Source organism: Myroides oncorhynchi (genome assembly GCF_020905415.1).
Lineage (GTDB): Bacteria > Bacteroidota > Bacteroidia > Flavobacteriales > Flavobacteriaceae > Flavobacterium > Flavobacterium oncorhynchi_A.
On sequence record NZ_JAJJMP010000001.1, the window covers coordinates 988,212 to 1,005,482 of the forward strand.

At 36.4% G+C, this 17,271-nt stretch carries 17 protein-coding genes; 2 read left to right on the forward strand and 15 right to left on the reverse strand.

All coding sequences use genetic code 11. The features are described 5' to 3' along the window. Positions 1–158: 158 nt before the first annotated feature. The 3 genes from LNQ81_RS04360 to LNQ81_RS04370 form a co-directional block, all read right to left on the reverse strand. Positions 159–1,136: a polyprenyl synthetase family protein gene (locus LNQ81_RS04360; RefSeq protein WP_229944955.1), complete on the reverse strand. Its 978-nt coding sequence runs from the start codon at positions 1,134–1,136 to the stop codon at positions 159–161. A 106-nt stretch (positions 1,137–1,242) separates the two neighbouring features. After that, on the reverse strand, positions 1,243–2,283 hold the full coding sequence (rlmN, locus tag LNQ81_RS04365) for a dual-specificity RNA methyltransferase RlmN (RefSeq protein WP_229944956.1): 1,041 nt from the start codon (positions 2,281–2,283) through the stop codon (positions 1,243–1,245). Positions 2,284–2,774: 491 nt separating this feature from the next. Next, positions 2,775–4,124, reverse strand: coding sequence for an SWIM zinc finger family protein (locus tag LNQ81_RS04370; protein ID WP_229944957.1), 1,350 nt, complete (start codon positions 4,122–4,124; stop codon positions 2,775–2,777). Positions 4,125–4,381: 257 nt separating this feature from the next. On the opposite strand from LNQ81_RS04370, the gene LNQ81_RS04375 reads away from it, so the two are divergent. Beyond that, positions 4,382–5,587: a TCR/Tet family MFS transporter gene (locus tag LNQ81_RS04375; RefSeq protein WP_229944958.1), complete on the forward strand. Its 1,206-nt coding sequence runs from the start codon at positions 4,382–4,384 to the stop codon at positions 5,585–5,587. 46 nt (positions 5,588–5,633) lie between these two features. Here LNQ81_RS04375 and LNQ81_RS04380 read toward each other — a convergent pair whose 3' ends face one another. The 5 genes from LNQ81_RS04380 to LNQ81_RS04395 form a co-directional block, all read right to left on the reverse strand. Further along, positions 5,634–6,122 (reverse strand): DUF6169 family protein, encoded by a 489-nt coding sequence (locus tag LNQ81_RS04380; protein ID WP_229944959.1) that lies wholly within the window; start codon positions 6,120–6,122, stop codon positions 5,634–5,636. 8 nt (positions 6,123–6,130) lie between these two features. Beyond that, the gene (locus LNQ81_RS18175) at positions 6,131–6,265 is read right to left on the reverse strand and encodes a hypothetical protein (RefSeq protein WP_006266739.1); all 135 of its coding nucleotides are present in this window, start codon (positions 6,263–6,265) and stop codon (positions 6,131–6,133) included. A 433-nt stretch (positions 6,266–6,698) separates the two neighbouring features. Next, positions 6,699–8,300, reverse strand: coding sequence for a fumarate hydratase (locus LNQ81_RS04385; RefSeq protein ID WP_229944960.1), 1,602 nt, complete (start codon positions 8,298–8,300; stop codon positions 6,699–6,701). Positions 8,301–8,867: 567 nt separating this feature from the next. After that, entirely contained in the window at positions 8,868–9,269 is a 402-nt protein-coding gene (locus LNQ81_RS04390; RefSeq protein ID WP_229944961.1) for a c-type cytochrome, read from the reverse strand. Positions 9,270–9,409: 140 nt separating this feature from the next. Then, complete coding sequence (locus LNQ81_RS04395; RefSeq protein ID WP_229944962.1) at positions 9,410–9,775, reverse strand: DUF7716 domain-containing protein; 366 nt, start codon at positions 9,773–9,775, stop codon at positions 9,410–9,412. 142 nt (positions 9,776–9,917) lie between these two features. Here LNQ81_RS04395 and LNQ81_RS04400 point away from each other — a divergent pair, with 142 nt between their 5' ends. Next, complete coding sequence (locus LNQ81_RS04400) at positions 9,918–10,352, forward strand: DUF3592 domain-containing protein (RefSeq protein ID WP_229944963.1); 435 nt, start codon at positions 9,918–9,920, stop codon at positions 10,350–10,352. A gap of 168 nt (positions 10,353–10,520) precedes the next feature. On the opposite strand, the gene hemB is transcribed toward LNQ81_RS04400, so the two are convergent. The 7 genes from hemB to hemA all read right to left on the reverse strand — a co-directional run bounded on the left by hemB (position 10,521) and on the right by hemA (position 17,158). Continuing rightward, entirely contained in the window at positions 10,521–11,513 is a 993-nt protein-coding gene (gene hemB / locus LNQ81_RS04405) for a porphobilinogen synthase (protein ID WP_229944964.1), read from the reverse strand. A gap of 102 nt (positions 11,514–11,615) precedes the next feature. Then, complete coding sequence (gene hemF, locus LNQ81_RS04410; protein ID WP_229944965.1) at positions 11,616–12,521, reverse strand: oxygen-dependent coproporphyrinogen oxidase; 906 nt, start codon at positions 12,519–12,521, stop codon at positions 11,616–11,618. A 296-nt stretch (positions 12,522–12,817) separates the two neighbouring features. Continuing rightward, complete coding sequence (locus LNQ81_RS04415) at positions 12,818–13,177, reverse strand: hypothetical protein (RefSeq protein ID WP_229944966.1); 360 nt, start codon at positions 13,175–13,177, stop codon at positions 12,818–12,820. Between the two features lie 66 nt (positions 13,178–13,243). Continuing rightward, the gene (gene hemE, locus LNQ81_RS04420) at positions 13,244–14,272 is read right to left on the reverse strand and encodes a uroporphyrinogen decarboxylase (RefSeq protein ID WP_229944967.1); all 1,029 of its coding nucleotides are present in this window, start codon (positions 14,270–14,272) and stop codon (positions 13,244–13,246) included. A 37-nt stretch (positions 14,273–14,309) separates the two neighbouring features. Next, positions 14,310–14,975 carry a uroporphyrinogen-III synthase gene (locus tag LNQ81_RS04425; RefSeq protein WP_229944968.1) on the reverse strand — a complete coding sequence of 222 codons (666 nt, stop codon included), beginning with the start codon at positions 14,973–14,975 and terminating at the stop codon, positions 14,310–14,312. A gap of 1 nt (position 14,976) precedes the next feature. Continuing rightward, a complete protein-coding gene (hemC, locus tag LNQ81_RS04430; protein WP_229944969.1) occupies positions 14,977–15,906 on the reverse strand; it encodes a hydroxymethylbilane synthase in 930 nt (309 codons plus the stop codon). Between the two features lies 1 nt (position 15,907). Beyond that, the gene (gene hemA / locus LNQ81_RS04435; RefSeq protein ID WP_229944970.1) at positions 15,908–17,158 is read right to left on the reverse strand and encodes a glutamyl-tRNA reductase; all 1,251 of its coding nucleotides are present in this window, start codon (positions 17,156–17,158) and stop codon (positions 15,908–15,910) included. Positions 17,159–17,271 lie beyond the last annotated feature (113 nt).

The following is a 17,271-nucleotide window of genomic DNA, read 5'->3' on the forward strand; positions in this document are numbered from 1 at the left end:
TTCTAACCTCCTTATTCAAAGAAGTCTAAAATGTACATAATAAACTGGATTATAACCGAAGTGATAAATAAAATAATACCTTTCATAATATTTAGAATTGCTTATCTATTTACATAGACGCAATTCTAAACAAAAAGGTTGTAAGGAAAGTGAAAAAATTATTTTTTTCTTTCTATTACATAATTTACTAGCGTAAATAGAGCTTCTCTATAAGTAGATTCTGGAAACTCTTGTAGTATACTTAAAGCCTCTTGTTGATACTCTACCATCTTAGTAGTAGCATACTCAAGACCTCCTTTTTGTTTGACGAATGCGATAACTTCTTTCACACGTCTTTTATCTTCATTGTGATTCTTCACAGAATTTATCAACCACTTCTTCTCTTTTGGTTCACAAGTATTCAATGTGTAAATCAACGGAAGTGTCATCTTTTGTTCTTTGATATCTATACCTGTAGGTTTACCAATAGGACCATCAGTATAATCAAACAAGTCATCTTTTATTTGGAATGCCATACCAATCAACTCTCCGAACTTACGCATCTTCTCAATAAGTTCAGCATCATCAGGTTGAACAGAGGCTGCTCCTAAGGCACAACATGCTGCTATAAGCGTAGCAGTCTTCTGGCGAATAATCTCATAATACACCTCTTCAGTGATATCTAAACGTCTTGCTTTCTCTATCTGAAGTAATTCACCCTCGCTCATCTCACGTACAGCCACAGAGATAATACGAAGTAAATCAAAATCACCATTGTCTATAGATAATAGAAGTCCTTTTGCTAATAAGTAATCACCCACTAACACCGCTATCTTATTCTTCCATAAAGCATTTAGTGAGAAAAAACCACGGCGTTTATTACTATCATCCACGACATCATCGTGTACTAAAGTTGCTGTGTGTATTAGCTCTATAACAGAAGCACCTCGATAAGTACGCTCATTAACCTCACCTGCCACCATCTTCGCCACTAGGAATACAAACATAGGACGCATTTGCTTCCCTTTTCTATTCACTATATAGTAAGTGATTCTATTTAGTAAGGCTACCTTAGTAGTCATTGAGTTGCGGAACTTCTTTTCGAAAAGTTCCATCTCACTTTGTATAGGCTGTTTTATTTGCTGTACTATATTCATCGAAATCAAAAATACGACTTTTTTATCTCATTAAATAGTTTCCTTTAGGAGTAAACTATTAAGAAATAGTCAAGTCTTCTATTACACAGAAATTTACTGTTTTTGATTACGATTTATTAGCCAACTGTCCACAAGCTGCATCAATATCTTTACCACGGCTACGACGAACGACTACTGTAATATCGTTGCGCTCTAAAGCTTTGATATAATTATTGGTAGCTTGCTCATCTGCTTGCTGAAACTCTCCGTCGTCAATAGGATTATACTCAATCAAATTTACCTTACATGGTACGTATTTACAGAACTTCACTAGCGCATCTATAGATGCCTTATCATCGTTAATTCCTCTCCAAATCACATACTCATACGTCACGCGACTCTTCGTTTTACTATACCAATACTCTAAAGACTCCCTCAAATCAGTCAGTGGAAAGCTCTTTGTGAAGGGCATAATTTTATTGCGTATCTCTTCGATAGCTGAGTGTAGAGACACCGCTAACTTATATTTTACGCCATCATCTGCTAACTTCTTAATCATCTTAGGAAGTCCTGAAGTAGATACAGTGATACGCTTAGGAGACATTCCTAACCCTTCTTCAGAAGTGATTTTATCTATCGCTGCTTGCACATTGTTATAGTTCATCAGTGGCTCACCCATTCCCATAAACACGATGTTAGATAACGGGTGTCCGTGATTCTTACGACTCTGTTGATCGATAGTTAATACCTGATCATAGATCTCATCAGGATTTAGATTACGCATACGCTTCAGACGAGCAGTAGCACAAAACTCACAGTCTAGGCTACACCCCACTTGTGAAGACACACAAGCCGTAGTTCTCGTTTCTGTAGGGATTAAGACAGACTCTACAATAAGACCATCGTGTAACTTCACACCATTCTTAATAGTACCATCAGAACTAACCTGCATACTATCTACCTTAATGTGATTAATTACGAAGTTTGCATCTAGCATCTCACGTGTAGCCAAAGATAAGTTACTCATATCCTCGAAAGTATGAGCCCCTTTACTCCATAACCACTCGTATACTTGGTTTCCCCTAAATGCTTTATCTCCCTGAGAAACAAAGAAATCTCTTAATTGTTCCTTAGATAAACTTCTGATGTCTTTTTTGTCTATTTGCATGGCGCAAAGTTAATCTCAAATTATCCGACTGCCAAATACTGTAATAAAAATATAACAATATTGTAAGGAAGAATCAATTAAGAATTAGGAATTTAAAATTAGGAATCCGAGACATCTATATCCACAGTAGTATGGGCGTATCACTATACGCCACGCAATCCATACCATGCATATCTCCAATCTATGTCATGCTGACGAAGGAAGCATCACACATATAACTCCACACAGCAACCACAATACTTGCGTTGGCGCAGGTCAGAACGCTAAGAAAGAGTCCAGTGGAATCTTTTAGTTAATGGGACAGGAGGCGTGTTGGCAGAGTAATCCGTGACGTGTATTTTCTCAAAACAATTGCCATGTATATCCACACAATTACATAAAGAAAACATCTAAAAGATGTTTTCGGTGGGCGTAAAGTATTACGCCCCTACCGTTGTGTGCCAATAGTACATAACATCTATCTCCACACAGTAACTGTTATCTGTAAACTATTAACCGTTAACCACTACCTTCTTCACCGCTAGCACATGCTTACACATACCTCTATCTCCCTGATATTTTCCATACCACTCACAAGTACATCTCTCTTGGTCATCATCTAAAATTACCGTATGGCGTACACCTCCCGTACCATCTACACGAGCTTCTACACGTCCATTGGCATTGCCGATAATCTCAACCTTATTCTCAGCGATTAACTTCTCAGCATTCTTTAAACGAGGATTAAGACTCATAACACGCTCTAACTTAAAGGGCAATCTTCGATAAAAGAAAGCATTGTCATCTAAATCAAAACCTAATAATCCCATAGCAGCTAATCGTCCTGTCAGACTATCCGCATCAGTGAAACTCATCCCTTCTTCCATCGCAAACATCGTCGGGTTAAAGCGTTGGTTCGCATAAGCGTATTTATCCATCGCATCTATCCACTCATCATCCACATCGTCGATTAACGACTCTAGCGCAGCTCCCTCTCCCGAGAACCCTCTAAAAGTTTCACGAGATAAAGACAAACTAAATCGAATATCTCCAAAATACAACTGCCAAGTTGTGCTCTGCATATCAGGATGTGGATACACTTGCATAGTATCTATATAAGGCAACAAAGGCTCTAACAATCTCAAGCGATGAATACCTCCTACACAAACTGCATTAGCAGACTTAACAGGTGTGAATACAGGCATATTACCACGTACTGTTAGATAATAATCTGTCTTAATCACCCCCTTAGGAATCCCTCTAAACAGTTGTTGTGTCTGTATTTTATTAAATGTATGCACTCGCTCTGCCTTAGACAGATAGATCTGTACCGTACTCAATCCTTTAATCCACTTGATCGGAAGAGGTACTTTTCGTTCTACTATTTTCTTATCCTCAGTCTGAATACTAACCTCCTTCTGACCTATTGACAGCAGTACATTTTCCTTTTGCTTAATACTATTCAGCGCAGTAAGCATCGGCTGGTTAAAGTCTACATTCGTAGTCCCATTCTCTAAGAACTCCCCATCTAACCCATCAGGCAATACATCTACACGAGCGTACACTCCTGCACAGTGAGAGAATCCTTCGAATCGCACTCTACCATCCCCTGCTGTAGCAATAGGGTCTTTTAGCTTAGCTAGATCAGCAGGAGATAAATTAAAACTAGACTTCACCACATTAGACAACGTGATTAAACAACGTGCCATAATAAAAGGATCCTTCACATTACCCCAAAAAAAGCATGGAGCATCAGTCTTCTTCTGTATCTCACTGTACTTCGCTAAGAATAATTCGTCCCCTCCCTTGCCTTTCGTTAAGCTAGAAGGGTTATTGTATATATAAGATAATAGATCGTTCATGGTACTTACAAATGAGTAAGCAAGGTACTAAAATTCATAGAAATATAACGTTATAGAACTGTACACATCTGTTCTCTTATTTTAAAAAAAGGCAATTACTCTTTGATAATAAATCCTTTACACATTATCTTTGCCCATTATGCAGCAATAGTAAAATAACATTGTAAATCACAGTCACACACTACAACGTAGCAATTGACTTCGTTTATTTAAGCGTACCCAATCTTTAGGGTACAGTTATTTTATTATATATACTTATGCAATCAAACAAGATTAACAGCATCGTAATATTCATTACGATCACCATTATATTAGACAGTGCTGGCTTCGGTATTATCTTTCCAGTATTACCGGAACTATTAGAACACGTACTACATGCTGACCTCAGCACAGCAGCGAAGTACGGAGGTGTACTTACGTTAGCTTACGCCTTTATGCAATTTATCTTTGCACCAATCTTAGGGATTATTAGCGATCGTTATGGACGTAGACGAGTATTATTACTTTCTCTTTTTGGATTCTCTATAGACTGTTTTATTATGGCACTTGCTCATAGTTATTGGCTACTATTCATCAGTCGGCTTATCGCGGGAGTGACAGGTGCTACCTTTGCCGTGGCATCAGCTACGATTACAGATGTTACGGATGAAGATAACAGAACGAAATACTTCGGCTATTTAAATGCAGCTTTTAATATTGGCTTTATCATAGGCCCTTTAGTAGGAGGGTTATTAGGAGAATATCATTTTACCTACCCTTTCTACTTTGCGGGAATATTAGGTTTATTAAATGTTCTTTATGGGTATTTCTTCTTTCCAGAAACCAATACTTCAGGTTCACTGAAGCGATTATCACTAAAAGAGATCTCCCCTCTACAATCTCTAAAAAGTATCAAACGCTTTAAACAACTAAGTGTATTGTTTATTGTATTCTTTTTATTATCTGCTGCATCCCATAGTATGGAGAGTACGTGGTCATTCTATACCATGATACAGTTTGACTGGAGTAAACAGCAGGTCGGGATATCACTAACCATTATAGGAATTATAGGTTTCTTAGTACAAGTATATCTGTTACAATACTTGTCTACTAAACTATCAGACCAAAGACTTGTCTACATCGGTTTATTAACCAGCTTTATAGGATTACTCTTATTGAGTTATTGTGTTACTGAAATACAACTCTGGGTAGGTATCACATTATACTTACTAGGAAGTATACAACAGACAGGTTTTCAGTCTATGCTCTCTAAGTCACTAGATCAGCAACATCAAGGAGAACTACAAGGGGTATTAGGAAGCCTTAATGGATTAACCACTATTGTGGCTCCACCATTATTTACCTATTGTTTCTACCTATACACACAGGACAATACCTTACCATACTTACCTGGTATAGCCTTTTCCATAGCAGCTTTATTACTCCTAATTAGCTTATTACTACTCTTAAGATATAAGAAGTAAGTTTAAATAAACAGCCCTATTCTTTACTAGAATAGGGCTGTTTATATTATTCTTCAGGTTTAAAACTCTGTTCTAATCTTTGATACCTTTTTACTATTACATCAAACTGAACATTCTCTTTATGTACTAACAACGAAGTATAGATTTTACGACCATCAATATCCAAAACCTTATCAAATTTATACAAACCTAGCGAGTTAAATTGAACAAACCATTTATTAAACAGTATAGAACGTCCTAGTGCTTTATTATCATTATTATCGCATACATATACAAGAACCTTATGTCTATCCGATAAAAAGAATTTAACTACAATATCTCCAATTGTATGAGCTATCTCATCATCAAATCCTTTATTATTGCTTTGATTACTCCTAATCTGTTCTAATATAATTTGATAAACGTTCTCTATTAATCCATCCTCATCAAAATCTAAAGTAAAGTCTTCCAAAAAAGATACACCATAAGACACTCCTTTATCTGTAATAAAAGAATACATACCTATTTGATCATCCCAATAGAACTGATAAGCCATCAATCTTACTAAAAAGGTTTAACCAACTTAACCCCTCTTTCTACTAATTCCATTCTAGTGATTTGTCCTTTCATATAAGCCTTAACTTGATTTTTATTCTCTACCAAGTTCTTTACTGTATTAATAGTCTCTGTCTTCTTCATAACTTCTCATTTACCCTACAAATCTACAACAATTATTATTTTCAAAACATTAAAATTCAAACATTTAGAATTTCTATACACAAATCATTAGGCTACTTACCTTGATTGTAAAGTAATCTCCTTTGCCTGTTGGGAGACACAGAACAGAGCGTTAAGAAAATATCTCATAGACATTTTTAGTACATGTGAAGGGTGACACGTATAATAATGCGTCTGTACCTTGATATAGAAGATGTCCATAGCGTATAGAATGCTGTAGGCAAACATTACTAATTCTAAATTCCCAATAAAAAAGCCGATACTGTCGCTAGTATCGGCTTTTAATTGTCGTCTATAAATTGTTAGTTTATTCTTATTCCTGTTGCTATCTACAGCTTATTCATTAGGCAAAACTAATTACCTCATACCGTAGGCAAACATTCCTAATTAAATACTATAGGTCAGCGAAGAAGTCATTTCCTTTATCATCAGTGATGATGAAGGCAGGGAAGTCTTTCACTACGATCTTACGTACAGCTTCCATTCCTAATTCTGGGAAGTCAACCACTTCTACGCTTAAGATATTCTCTTTCGCAAGGATAGCAGCTGGTCCACCGATAGAACCAAGGTAGAACCCTCCGTGTTTTTTACACGCATCAGTTACCGCTTGGCTACGGTTACCTTTCGCTAACATAATCATACTTCCACCTACCGCTTGGAAACTATCTACATAAGGATCCATACGCCCTGCTGTAGTTGGTCCAAAGCTTCCTGATGGCATACCATCTGGAGTCTTAGCTGGCCCTGCATAGTACACTGGATGATTCTTGAAGTATTCTGGCATCTCTTGTCCATTGTCTAACATCTCTTGGATCTTAGCGTGAGCGATGTCGCGCGCCACGATAACAGTTCCGTTTAACATTACACGAGTTTTGATAGGATGCTTCGTTAACTCTGCTAATTGTTCTTTCATTGGCTTGTCCAAGTCGATTACCACAGGCTCTTCTAAGTGAGGAGCTACTGCAGGTAAGAAGCGTCCTGGATCAGTCTCTAATTGTTCTACGAATAATCCCTCTGCAGTGATTTTCGCTTTAATATTTCTATCTGCCGAACAAGATACTCCCAATCCTACTGGACATGAAGCAGCGTGGCGAGGTAGACGGATCACACGTACATCGTGAGTAAAGTATTTACCTCCGAACTGTGCACCGATTCTAGACTCTTGGCAGATTAATTGTAATTTTTTCTCCCACTCAAGGTCACGGAATGCTTGACCTCCCATATTCCCAGAAGTAGGTAAGTTATCATAGTACCCTGCAGATGCCTTCTTCACTGCTGCTAAGTTAGCCTCAGCAGATGTTCCACCGATCACTAAAGCTAAGTGATATGGAGGACATGCAGCAGTACCTAAGTCCATTATTTTTTCTTTAATAAACTCTGTTAAGTTCTTGTCATTAAGTAATGACTTAGTTTTTTGGTATAAGAATGTCTTGTTAGCAGACCCTCCACCTTTTGCTAAAAATAAGAACTCATATTTAGCCCCTTGAGTAGCATAGATATCAATCTGTGCAGGCAAGTTAGACCCTGAATTTTTCTCTTCGAACATACTGATTGGAACGATCTGTGAGTAACGAAGGTTTTTCTTTTGGTACGTTTCGAAGATACCTTTAGATAAACTCTCAGCATCATTCGATCCCGTATATACGTTTTCACCTTTTTTTGCCACTACGATAGCAGTACCAGTATCTTGACAAGAAGGCAATTGTCCTTCTACTGCTACTTTTGCGTTTTGCAATAAGTTATAAGCCACAAAACGATCGTTATCTGTCGCTTCCGGATCATCTAGGATAGCTTTTAATTTTTCTAAGTGCGATGTTCTTAACATGAATGACACATCTGTCATCGCTGTCTCAGCAATCATCTCAATCGCTTTAGGATCAACCACTAATATCTCTCTATCTCCTAATTTTTCTACTTTTACATAGTCAGAAGAAATCTTTTTGTACTGCGTATCATCTTTCTGAATCGGATACGGATCTTGATATATGAAGTCCATTGAATTGTTAGTTTATTTTTGTTTAGTAAAATTACTAATTAAAGTCCTTATAAAATCGTAGAATGCTTCTAAATAGCCAGTAACTACAAGGGTTTTGATTCAATTGTACTTTTATGACTAATATCCGGACACTACACTTTATTCCTCTAAAAAAAAACGCTATTCAAAATAAAATAAGCAACAATCCAATACCCTACATCAATAAAGAATATTACTGCCTAAAAGCTCCACTTCCCTTTTAAAATTCCATTACGTCAATGCTACAATACTTATAGTACATATCCAAGTTGATCCCTAGCTGATACCTATATGATAGGCAGGTGATAGGCTGTTTTTAGTACTTTTAAGCCGACCATATGCCCATCACATGCCGACCACAAGCCGACCACCCCCCTTTATAACCATAAAAAAGACTGTCTCAAATACTCTCACTACAAAGTTTTAACATGATATAAACGCCTATCAAACAGGATAAAAAACCTCGCTACACTGCCTTTAATCTTATAAACACAAAAGCCCTGCATCGTATGATCCAGGGCTTAAAATATTTTAATTAAGTATAAATACCTATAGACTGCGCATATAAGCGATCAGTGATTCCATTTCTACAGCAGAGAGTTTTTTAGTAATAGTCAGGTTTGCTTCCATCATTGGGAATTGTGCAGGTTCGATAATAGCATTGGCTTTACCGCGTAAGAATGCATCTAAGTCAGCCCCATTAGCATCATAACCTTTCACAATATCTTGTATACTCGGCCCTATTAATTTTTTATCAGCCATATGACAAGTAGTACAGTTACCTTTACCTGTGAATATCTTCTCTCCTAACTTGAGTTTTTCAGACATAGACAGCTCTGCCGTTTCTCCACGTTCAGATTCGTATACTGCTTCTGGCTGTTCTTTTCCTCCACATGCTATAAAGAGAGTTGTTGCAAGGAAAAGCAAACTATTTTTAATAATTGTTGTCATCGTTGTTGTTTTATTGTTCCATCAAAAATAGAAAAACAACTTAAACTTCCAACTATACAAAACAGTCCTTTTAGTGTAATAATCGGACAAAAAAACTTAGTCCTACTTACCATTTATCGATAATGAATAAGCGATATTACTTATTCATCTATTAGATCTATAAAGTCGTCTATAGTCAGATAGTAATCTAGCGCCATCACTAGCTCCTCCATCGTTGCAGAAGGTTTTTGACTTATTGCCAAATCTACTACATCCTGAATGTCTTCATCAGAACACAAATACCACATCTCTTGTTCTATAACTTCGCTAGGGTAAATCTCTTCATCATTATCTGTTACCTCAACTGGTTCGCCCACATAAATCGCTAAATCCTCATCCACCTCGTCTTCTACAGCATAAATAGCATAATGAAAGGCTGGATTATACTCCGTGGTTCTTTCTTTTCGATCTTTAACAAGCAAGATAAACTCTGCTAATTGATATGTTTTATTTTTAAAATCCATCATTTTACTTCTGCTTAAATTTAGGCTAGATATGACGCCTTGTTATCCAATACAAATTAACTCATAAATTATTAAAACCAACTATTTTGACCACACACTTTCTAATCACAAACAATAGTGTTAATTTTAACAAAAAAATATTACTATGAATCAACAAAATTCTGCTCCGGACTTATCAAAAGTAATAAGTGAATTAAAAAAAGGAAACTGGAAGGTTATCTTACTCCCACTTGTATTATGTGCAGGGATAATGTATTTCTTATATGTCTATATGCCGAACCGACAAGACATGAACAAAACAGATTTTTACTACACCAACTATGAGAAGGCTGAAGCTACAATCTTAGACACCTATGGCAATGGTAGAATTGGAAAAGGACAAAAAACATTATACAAAATACAGTTTGTAACAGTCAAAGGAGAAACAATCGTTGCAGAATATGCACAAGACACCTTCTTATCAAAGGATAAAGGAGAAAAAATTGTAATCTACTACAATCCTGAGAATCCATATGGTCAAACTTCAGAAGAAAGCTACTTGGAAGAAAAGAGAATCCGCGACAAACAAGCTAATAAATAAGATTTGAAGGCTTTAAAGATTTAATATATTGATAGTAAATAGCTAAAAAAACAAACGTTGTAAGATATTTACAAATGGTTTTATTTTAATTTTTATCAAAAAAGTTATAACAAAAAAGCTCAGTGAACTTAATCACTGAGCTTCTTCAATTTATTATATTTGATACCACTATTTATTCAAAAGTACTGCGGCTTCTTTAGCAAAGTAAGTAGAAATAATACTTGCTCCTGCACGCTTAATACAAGTCAATTGTTCCATCATGATCTGATCATGGTCAAGCCATCCTCTTTCTGATGCGGCCTTTACCATCGCATACTCACCAGATACTTGGTATACTGCTACAGGCACATTCACTGCGTCTTTCACTTCGCGTACGATATCTAAATAAGCCATACCTGGCTTTACCATAAGGATATCAGCACCCTCTTCCACATCATATAAAGCTTCTTTTACAGCCTCGATACGGTTAGCATAATCCATTTGATATGTCTTTTTATCTTTTGGTATTTCCATATCTGCTTTTGGAGCACTGTCTAAAGCATCACGGAATGGACCATAGAACGCAGAAGCATATTTAGCAGAATAACTCATAATACCTACATCAGTATATCCTGATTGGTCTAACGCCTCACGCATACGCAAGATACGCCCGTCCATCATATCACTTGGTGCTACGAAGTCAGCCCCTGCTTCAGCATGAGATACACTCATTTTCATTAAGGCCTCTGCCGTAGGGTCATTTACTACTACACCATTCTCGATAATACCATCGTGTCCATAGATAGAATAAGGATCTAAAGCTACGTCTGGCATAACGATCATACCCGGACATGCATCTTTAATCGCTTTAATCGCTGTTTGCATTAATCCATTCGCATTCCAAGCTTCTGTACCTGCGTTATCTTTCAAATGCTCACTTACTTTCACATAGATATTCACTGCGCGAATACCCAATGCATATAATTCTTTTACTTCCTTTACAGTCAAATCCACAGAACGTCTAAACATCCCTGGCATTGATGGAATAGCTTCTTGTACATTCGTACCTTCTGCTATAAACATAGGAAACATAAAATCTTGTGGAGTCACAATAGTTTCTCTTACCAAACTACGAATAGACTCATTTGTTCTTAATCTTCTACCTCTTTGTAATGGAAACATAATTATTTTGGTTTTATATGTTTATATGTAATTGTTAGTGCACGGATTGCAAATCCGCGCGATTGTTGTGGCATATTGTGGTAGACACAAAGTATTGCGTCTCTACTTTACCCAATCAACAGGATTAACCAACACCTTTAACAACTTATCTTCTTCACTTCCTTCTTCAGGATGGTGGTCATACACCCACTGTACGTGTGGTGGTAAACTCATTAAAATAGATTCGATACGTCCATTGGTTTTTAAGCCAAACAAAGTTCCCTTATCGTGTACAAGGTTGAACTCAACATATCTACCTCTTCTGATTTCTTGCCATGTGCGTTGTTCTTCTGTATATGGCAATTCTTTGCGTCTTTCTACGATAGGCACATATGCCTCTAAAAAGCTATTCCCCACTTCTGTAACGAAGTTAAACCATTGTTTCATAGACATTGCCTCCGTAGCTTCTAAGCGATCAAAGAACAATCCTCCGACACCACGTGCTTCTTCTCTATGTGCATTCCAAAAGTACTCATCACACTGCTTCTTATACTGTGGATAAAACGCTGAACTATGCTTATCACACGCTGATTTACACACACTGTGAAAGTGTATAGCATCTTCTTCGAATAAGTAATAGGGTGTTAGGTCTTGCCCTCCACCGAACCAAGAACGCACTACTGTACCTTCTTTATCATACATCTCAAAGTAACGCCAATTAGCATGTACTGTAGGAACCATCGGACTTTTCGGGTGAAGTACTAAAGACAATCCACACGCAAAGAAATCTACATCTCCTACATTAAAATACTTTTGCATCGCTACTGGCAACGGTCCGTGTACGGCAGAGATATTCACTCCTCCTTTTTCGAATACATTACCATTCTCAATTACACGAGTACGTCCCCCTCCACCTTCAAGGCGCTCCCAAAGGTCTTGTTGGAATTTTGCTTTTCCATCGACTTCTTCAAGTCCTTTCGTAATGGTATCTTGAAGCTGTTGTATATATTGATAAAACTGTTCTTTCATATTATAAATAAAGCATAACCTACTACTGTAAGCACACTCATTATTAAAAATACAATTGTCACTCTTTTGAATTGATAAATAGCGTTTCGTTTTTCTATCATATTCAGAATAAACAATAGTGTATATGTTACTACCGTCAAAACAATAACACAAAAAGGGATAACTATAGCTTCATAATTGATTGTTTTTGCGCCTTTACAGTCCTTAAAAAAAGAATTGTAAAAACACACCAACAGAACTACTGAAAGAATATAATAAACTATTAAAAGCCCCTTTCGTATTATTATCATTGTTGTTTATAGACGACTAATCTTAGTCATGATATTAAATGAGAATGCTTTACTCTCATCTTGAATATATTGATAGACAGCCTTTGCTTTTGCTTTTAATGAAGGTTCTTGAGAAGACCACTTCACTAATAAATCTGTAAACTCTTCCATCTTATCCCAAGGGAAGTGGAATTTATGTAAGTGCAAGGCTAAGTCCTTACCTTCTGTTATCAACAGTTGTTCATAACTCAAGCCTATCTTCTGAAGCTCTACATCTAGATCTTCTATTAATTTCTTGTCCTCTGGGGTAAATCCAATAGAAGACAACTTCTGAACAATAGACTCTATACGTCTTTCTTCTTCACTTTTTGTTCCTTTGTTTAACATAGGTCAAATGATATAGTAAAACAAAAAAGCCTACGTCGTACTTCGGCAGGCTTTTCTGTCAATATTTTACTTGTGTTCGTATTCTTTTACCGCTTCGATAAATGCTTTTGCATGATCAACTGGGATATGAGGTAAGATACCGTGACCTAAGTTCACTATATACTTATCTTTACCAAACGCATCGATCATCTCGTGTACCATCTTTTTAATAGTCGGTATCGGTGACATTAAACGACTTGGGTCAAAGTTACCTTGTAATGTGATATCTCCTCCTGTGAATAGACGAGCATTCTGTGGGCTACAAGTCCAGTCTACTCCTAATGCAGAAGCTTTTGACTTCGCCATCTCAGGTAATGCAAACCAACATCCTTTACCAAATACGATAACAGGAGTGATTTCAGATAAAGCTTCTACAATCTGATTGATATATTGCCAAGAGAATTCTTGGTAATCAACAGGAGAAAGCATACCTCCCCAAGAATCAAATATCTGTACTGCATCTACTCCTGCCTTTACCTTCTCTTTAAGGTATAAGATAGTTGTATCCGTGATTTTTTGTAATAAAGTGTGAGATGCTACTGGATCAGAGAAACACATACTCTTCGCAATGTCAAAACTCTTAGATCCTTTACCCTCTACTGCATAACAAAAGATAGTCCATGGAGATCCTGCGAAACCAATCAAAGGCACTTCGTCATTCAACATTTCTTTTGTTACTTTAATCGCTTCCATCACATAGCCTAAAGTCTCTTCGATATTAGGTACGATAACTTGCTCCACATCTTTAGCAGAACGAATAGGATTAGGTACCCATGGTCCTACTCCTGGTCTCATTTCTACATCAATATTCATAGCTTGTGGTACGACTAAAATATCTGAGAATAAAATAGCTGCATCTGGCTTTACAATACGAATTGGTTGTACTGTAATCTCAGCTGCGATTTCAGGCATTCTACAACGTGTAAAAAAATCATACTTCTCTCTCAAAGCGATAAATTCAGGTAAATATCTACCTGCTTGACGCATCATCCATACAGGTGGTCTCTCTACTGTTTCACCTTTTAACGCTCTTAAGAATAAATCATTTTTAATCATTTCTTTTCGATTTTAAAACGTCAATTTTTAGCTGACTTTATTTGTAATAATCCACACAAGCTTGTAATGTAGCTTCCACTGTAGGCTGCTTTGCAATTACGATATGCTGTGTAACTCCTTTTAATGGTTCTGCTGTAGTTTCTCCTATACAGAAGCATACTTCTGTAGTAATGCTATTTGCCTTAAGATAACTCTCAACACCTGAGGGACTGTAAAAACATAATCCTTCTATTATCTGTTCATTCTTTACTGGATTAAGAACAGTTTGATAAACTGTAAACTCATTAAAGACTACTCCGTTTGCCTTAAAAGCATCTGGTAATAGATCTCTTCTGATATTTCCACTAAAGAATGTTATGTTATTATCTTTATAGTATTGAACAATAATAGGAGCTAATTCCTTTGCATAATGTGCCCAAGCCTTAACTTCCCAACCGTTCTCCTCCAACAATTCTTTTGTTTTTATCCCTACACATAAAGCAGGTTTCTTATTCAGAACTTCTCTATAACCTTGACTAATCACACTCTTCACTGCATTCTGACTAGTAAAAAGCACATAATCATGTACAGCATTCAAGTCAAATACTAAGTGTTCTGTCAAGATATAATCTTGTTCTACTAAATGTACCCTCCCTAAAGCAACAGAATCTAATACACTCGCTTTAATCTTACGTGTAGATAAAATAGTTGGATTAAAAGACATTTTATTTTTTTAATTGTTGACGTAGTGTTTCCATTAATACACTACCACCATTCTCAAGAATTTCTTTAGCAGCAAAGAACCCAAGCTTCTTCCACTCTGCAATATCCACAACTTTGTTCACTTCGAACTTTTGTTGACCATCTAAAGAGAACAATACACCCTTAAAGTTGATGGTATCATCATGATCATTATAAGTAGCTAATGCTCCAATAGGTGCAGTACACCCACCTTCTAACGTTCTTAAGAATTGTCTTTCGATATGCGTAGTCATTTCTGTCTCATAGTCATTTAACTGTGCTACTGCATCAAGTGCAAAGTTATCATCAGCATTCACCACTACTACCATTGCTCCTTGTGCAGGTGCAGGTATCATCCAGTCAAGGTTAATAAAGTTCTTTGGTTTCTTTTTAATACGGTCAAGACCAGCAGAAGCGAAGATTGCTCCATTCCAGTCGCTGTTCTCTAGTTTCTCCATACGTGTATTTACATTTCCACGTAAGTCAACAGTTGTATGTTTAGGGAAGCGATTTAACCATTGTGCTTTACGTCTTAAACTTCCTGTAGCCACTACACCATCAAGATCTTCAGACATAAAAGATGTATCTCCTTTATGTAGTAAGATGTCTACAGTATTAGCACGTTTAAGTACAGCACCTTGTACGATTCCTTCTGGTAGAGCCGTTGGTACATCTTTCATAGAATGCACTGCTATATCTACCTCTTTTTTAATCATTGCAACATCTAGAGTCTTAGTAAAGATCCCTGTGATACCCATTTCATATAGTGGCTTATCTAACACTAAATCTCCTGTAGATTTCACAGGTACTAACTGTGTTTGAAATCCCAACTTCTGAAGTGATTGTTCTACTGTTTTTGCTTGCCACATTGCTAGTTCACTATCACGTGTACCAATACGAATAATTTTACTCATTTTAATTTGATTCTATATGAAACACTTTCTCTATCCACTCTATACTCTGATCCACAACAGTATCTTCATGACGAAGATGATTTGCAAACTGTGTGGTGATCTTTTGTATGATTCGCATGCTTATTATTTCTGCTTGCTCTGAATCAAAGTTATCAAACTTCTTCTTATGATAATCTAGTTCTCCGTCTTTAATTTGCTCCAATTTAGATTTTAAAGCATGGATTGTCGGTGCAAACTTTCTCATCTTAGTCCAAGCAATAAACTCAGACATAATCTCTTCTATAATTTCTTCTGCTTGAGGAATAAACTCTCTTCTTCTTTCTATAGTCTTGTCTGTCATTTGAGATAGATAATCCAGATGTATTAACTCTACACCTTCAATCTCTGTCACATTATCACTAACATTCTTAGGAATAGACAAATCCAGTATAACAAGGGGTTTGTTTAGATTAAGTAGCGCCTTATCAACTGTAGGTTTCTGTGCACCTGTAGCAACGATAAGCACATCTGCTTTACGCATTTCAGCTTGTAGATCAGCATAATCTTTCACAATTAAGTTAAACTTACCTGCTACTTCTAATGCTCTTTCTTTTGTACGGTTTATAAGTGTAATATGATCATTCTTAGTATGTTTTACTAAATTCTCACAAGTGTTTCGACCTATTTTACCCGTTCCAAATAACAAGATATTCTTATTAGATATATCTTCTACATGGTCCATAATATATTGTACAGAAGCAAATGACACTGACGTAGCACCAGAACTAAGCTCCGTTTCATTCTTAATACGCTTACTAGCTTGGATTACGGCATTAACCAATCTTTCGAAGTAATTCGTTGTTAACTCCTTCTCTTTCGCTAAATAGAAAGCATTCTTTATTTGACTAATGATTTCAAAATCTCCTAAGATTTGACTATCTAATCCTGTCCCTACACGAAATAAGTGTTCTATAGCCTCTTTAGTCTTATATACATAAGCTACATTACGAAAATCATCCACAGTACCATTACTATTGTCACATAGTAATTTAATCAATTCAAACGGGTGTTGTGCAAAACCAAATATCTCAGTTCTATTACATGTAGAAATAACTATTAAACTTTCTATTCCTTCATTCTTAGCTTGAGTCAATAAATTGTCTTTAGCTTCATCACTTAGACTAAACTTACCACGCATTTCAGCATCTGCTTTCTTATAACTTAATCCCACTGCATAAAAAGTCGCAGGTCTAGTCTTATCTATTTTGTCCATACACAGAGTTAATTCTAAAAAGTAAACAAATTTAAGATTAAAGAATTGACAAAAGTAACGCTAGAAGGACTATTTATATCGCTGAATGATTTCCTGAAAAAAAAGCACCGCAT

Bases quoted from the DNA above. Each gene is read 5' to 3' on its own strand.
- LNQ81_RS04360 (WP_229944955.1), bottom strand. From the start codon at position 1,136: ATGAATATAGTACAGCAAATAAAACAGCCTATACAAAGTGAGATGGAA.
- rlmN (WP_229944956.1), bottom strand. From the start codon at position 2,283: ATGCAAATAGACAAAAAAGACATCAGAAGTTTATCTAAGGAACAATTA.
- LNQ81_RS04370 (WP_229944957.1), bottom strand. From the start codon at position 4,124: ATGAACGATCTATTATCTTATATATACAATAACCCTTCTAGCTTAACG.
- LNQ81_RS04375 (WP_229944958.1), top strand. From the start codon at position 4,382: ATGCAATCAAACAAGATTAACAGCATCGTAATATTCATTACGATCACC.
- LNQ81_RS04380 (WP_229944959.1), bottom strand. From the start codon at position 6,122: ATGGCTTATCAGTTCTATTGGGATGATCAAATAGGTATGTATTCTTTT.
- LNQ81_RS18175 (WP_006266739.1), bottom strand. From the start codon at position 6,265: ATGAAGAAGACAGAGACTATTAATACAGTAAAGAACTTGGTAGAGAAT.
- LNQ81_RS04385 (WP_229944960.1), bottom strand. From the start codon at position 8,300: ATGGACTTCATATATCAAGATCCGTATCCGATTCAGAAAGATGATACG.
- LNQ81_RS04390 (WP_229944961.1), bottom strand. From the start codon at position 9,269: ATGACAACAATTATTAAAAATAGTTTGCTTTTCCTTGCAACAACTCTC.
- LNQ81_RS04395 (WP_229944962.1), bottom strand. From the start codon at position 9,775: ATGATGGATTTTAAAAATAAAACATATCAATTAGCAGAGTTTATCTTG.
- LNQ81_RS04400 (WP_229944963.1), top strand. From the start codon at position 9,918: ATGAATCAACAAAATTCTGCTCCGGACTTATCAAAAGTAATAAGTGAA.
- hemB (WP_229944964.1), bottom strand. From the start codon at position 11,513: ATGTTTCCATTACAAAGAGGTAGAAGATTAAGAACAAATGAGTCTATT.
- hemF (WP_229944965.1), bottom strand. From the start codon at position 12,521: ATGAAAGAACAGTTTTATCAATATATACAACAGCTTCAAGATACCATT.
- LNQ81_RS04415 (WP_229944966.1), bottom strand. From the start codon at position 13,177: ATGTTAAACAAAGGAACAAAAAGTGAAGAAGAAAGACGTATAGAGTCT.
- hemE (WP_229944967.1), bottom strand. From the start codon at position 14,272: ATGATTAAAAATGATTTATTCTTAAGAGCGTTAAAAGGTGAAACAGTA.
- LNQ81_RS04425 (WP_229944968.1), bottom strand. From the start codon at position 14,975: ATGTCTTTTAATCCAACTATTTTATCTACACGTAAGATTAAAGCGAGT.
- hemC (WP_229944969.1), bottom strand. From the start codon at position 15,906: ATGAGTAAAATTATTCGTATTGGTACACGTGATAGTGAACTAGCAATG.
- hemA (WP_229944970.1), bottom strand. From the start codon at position 17,158: ATGGACAAAATAGATAAGACTAGACCTGCGACTTTTTATGCAGTGGGA.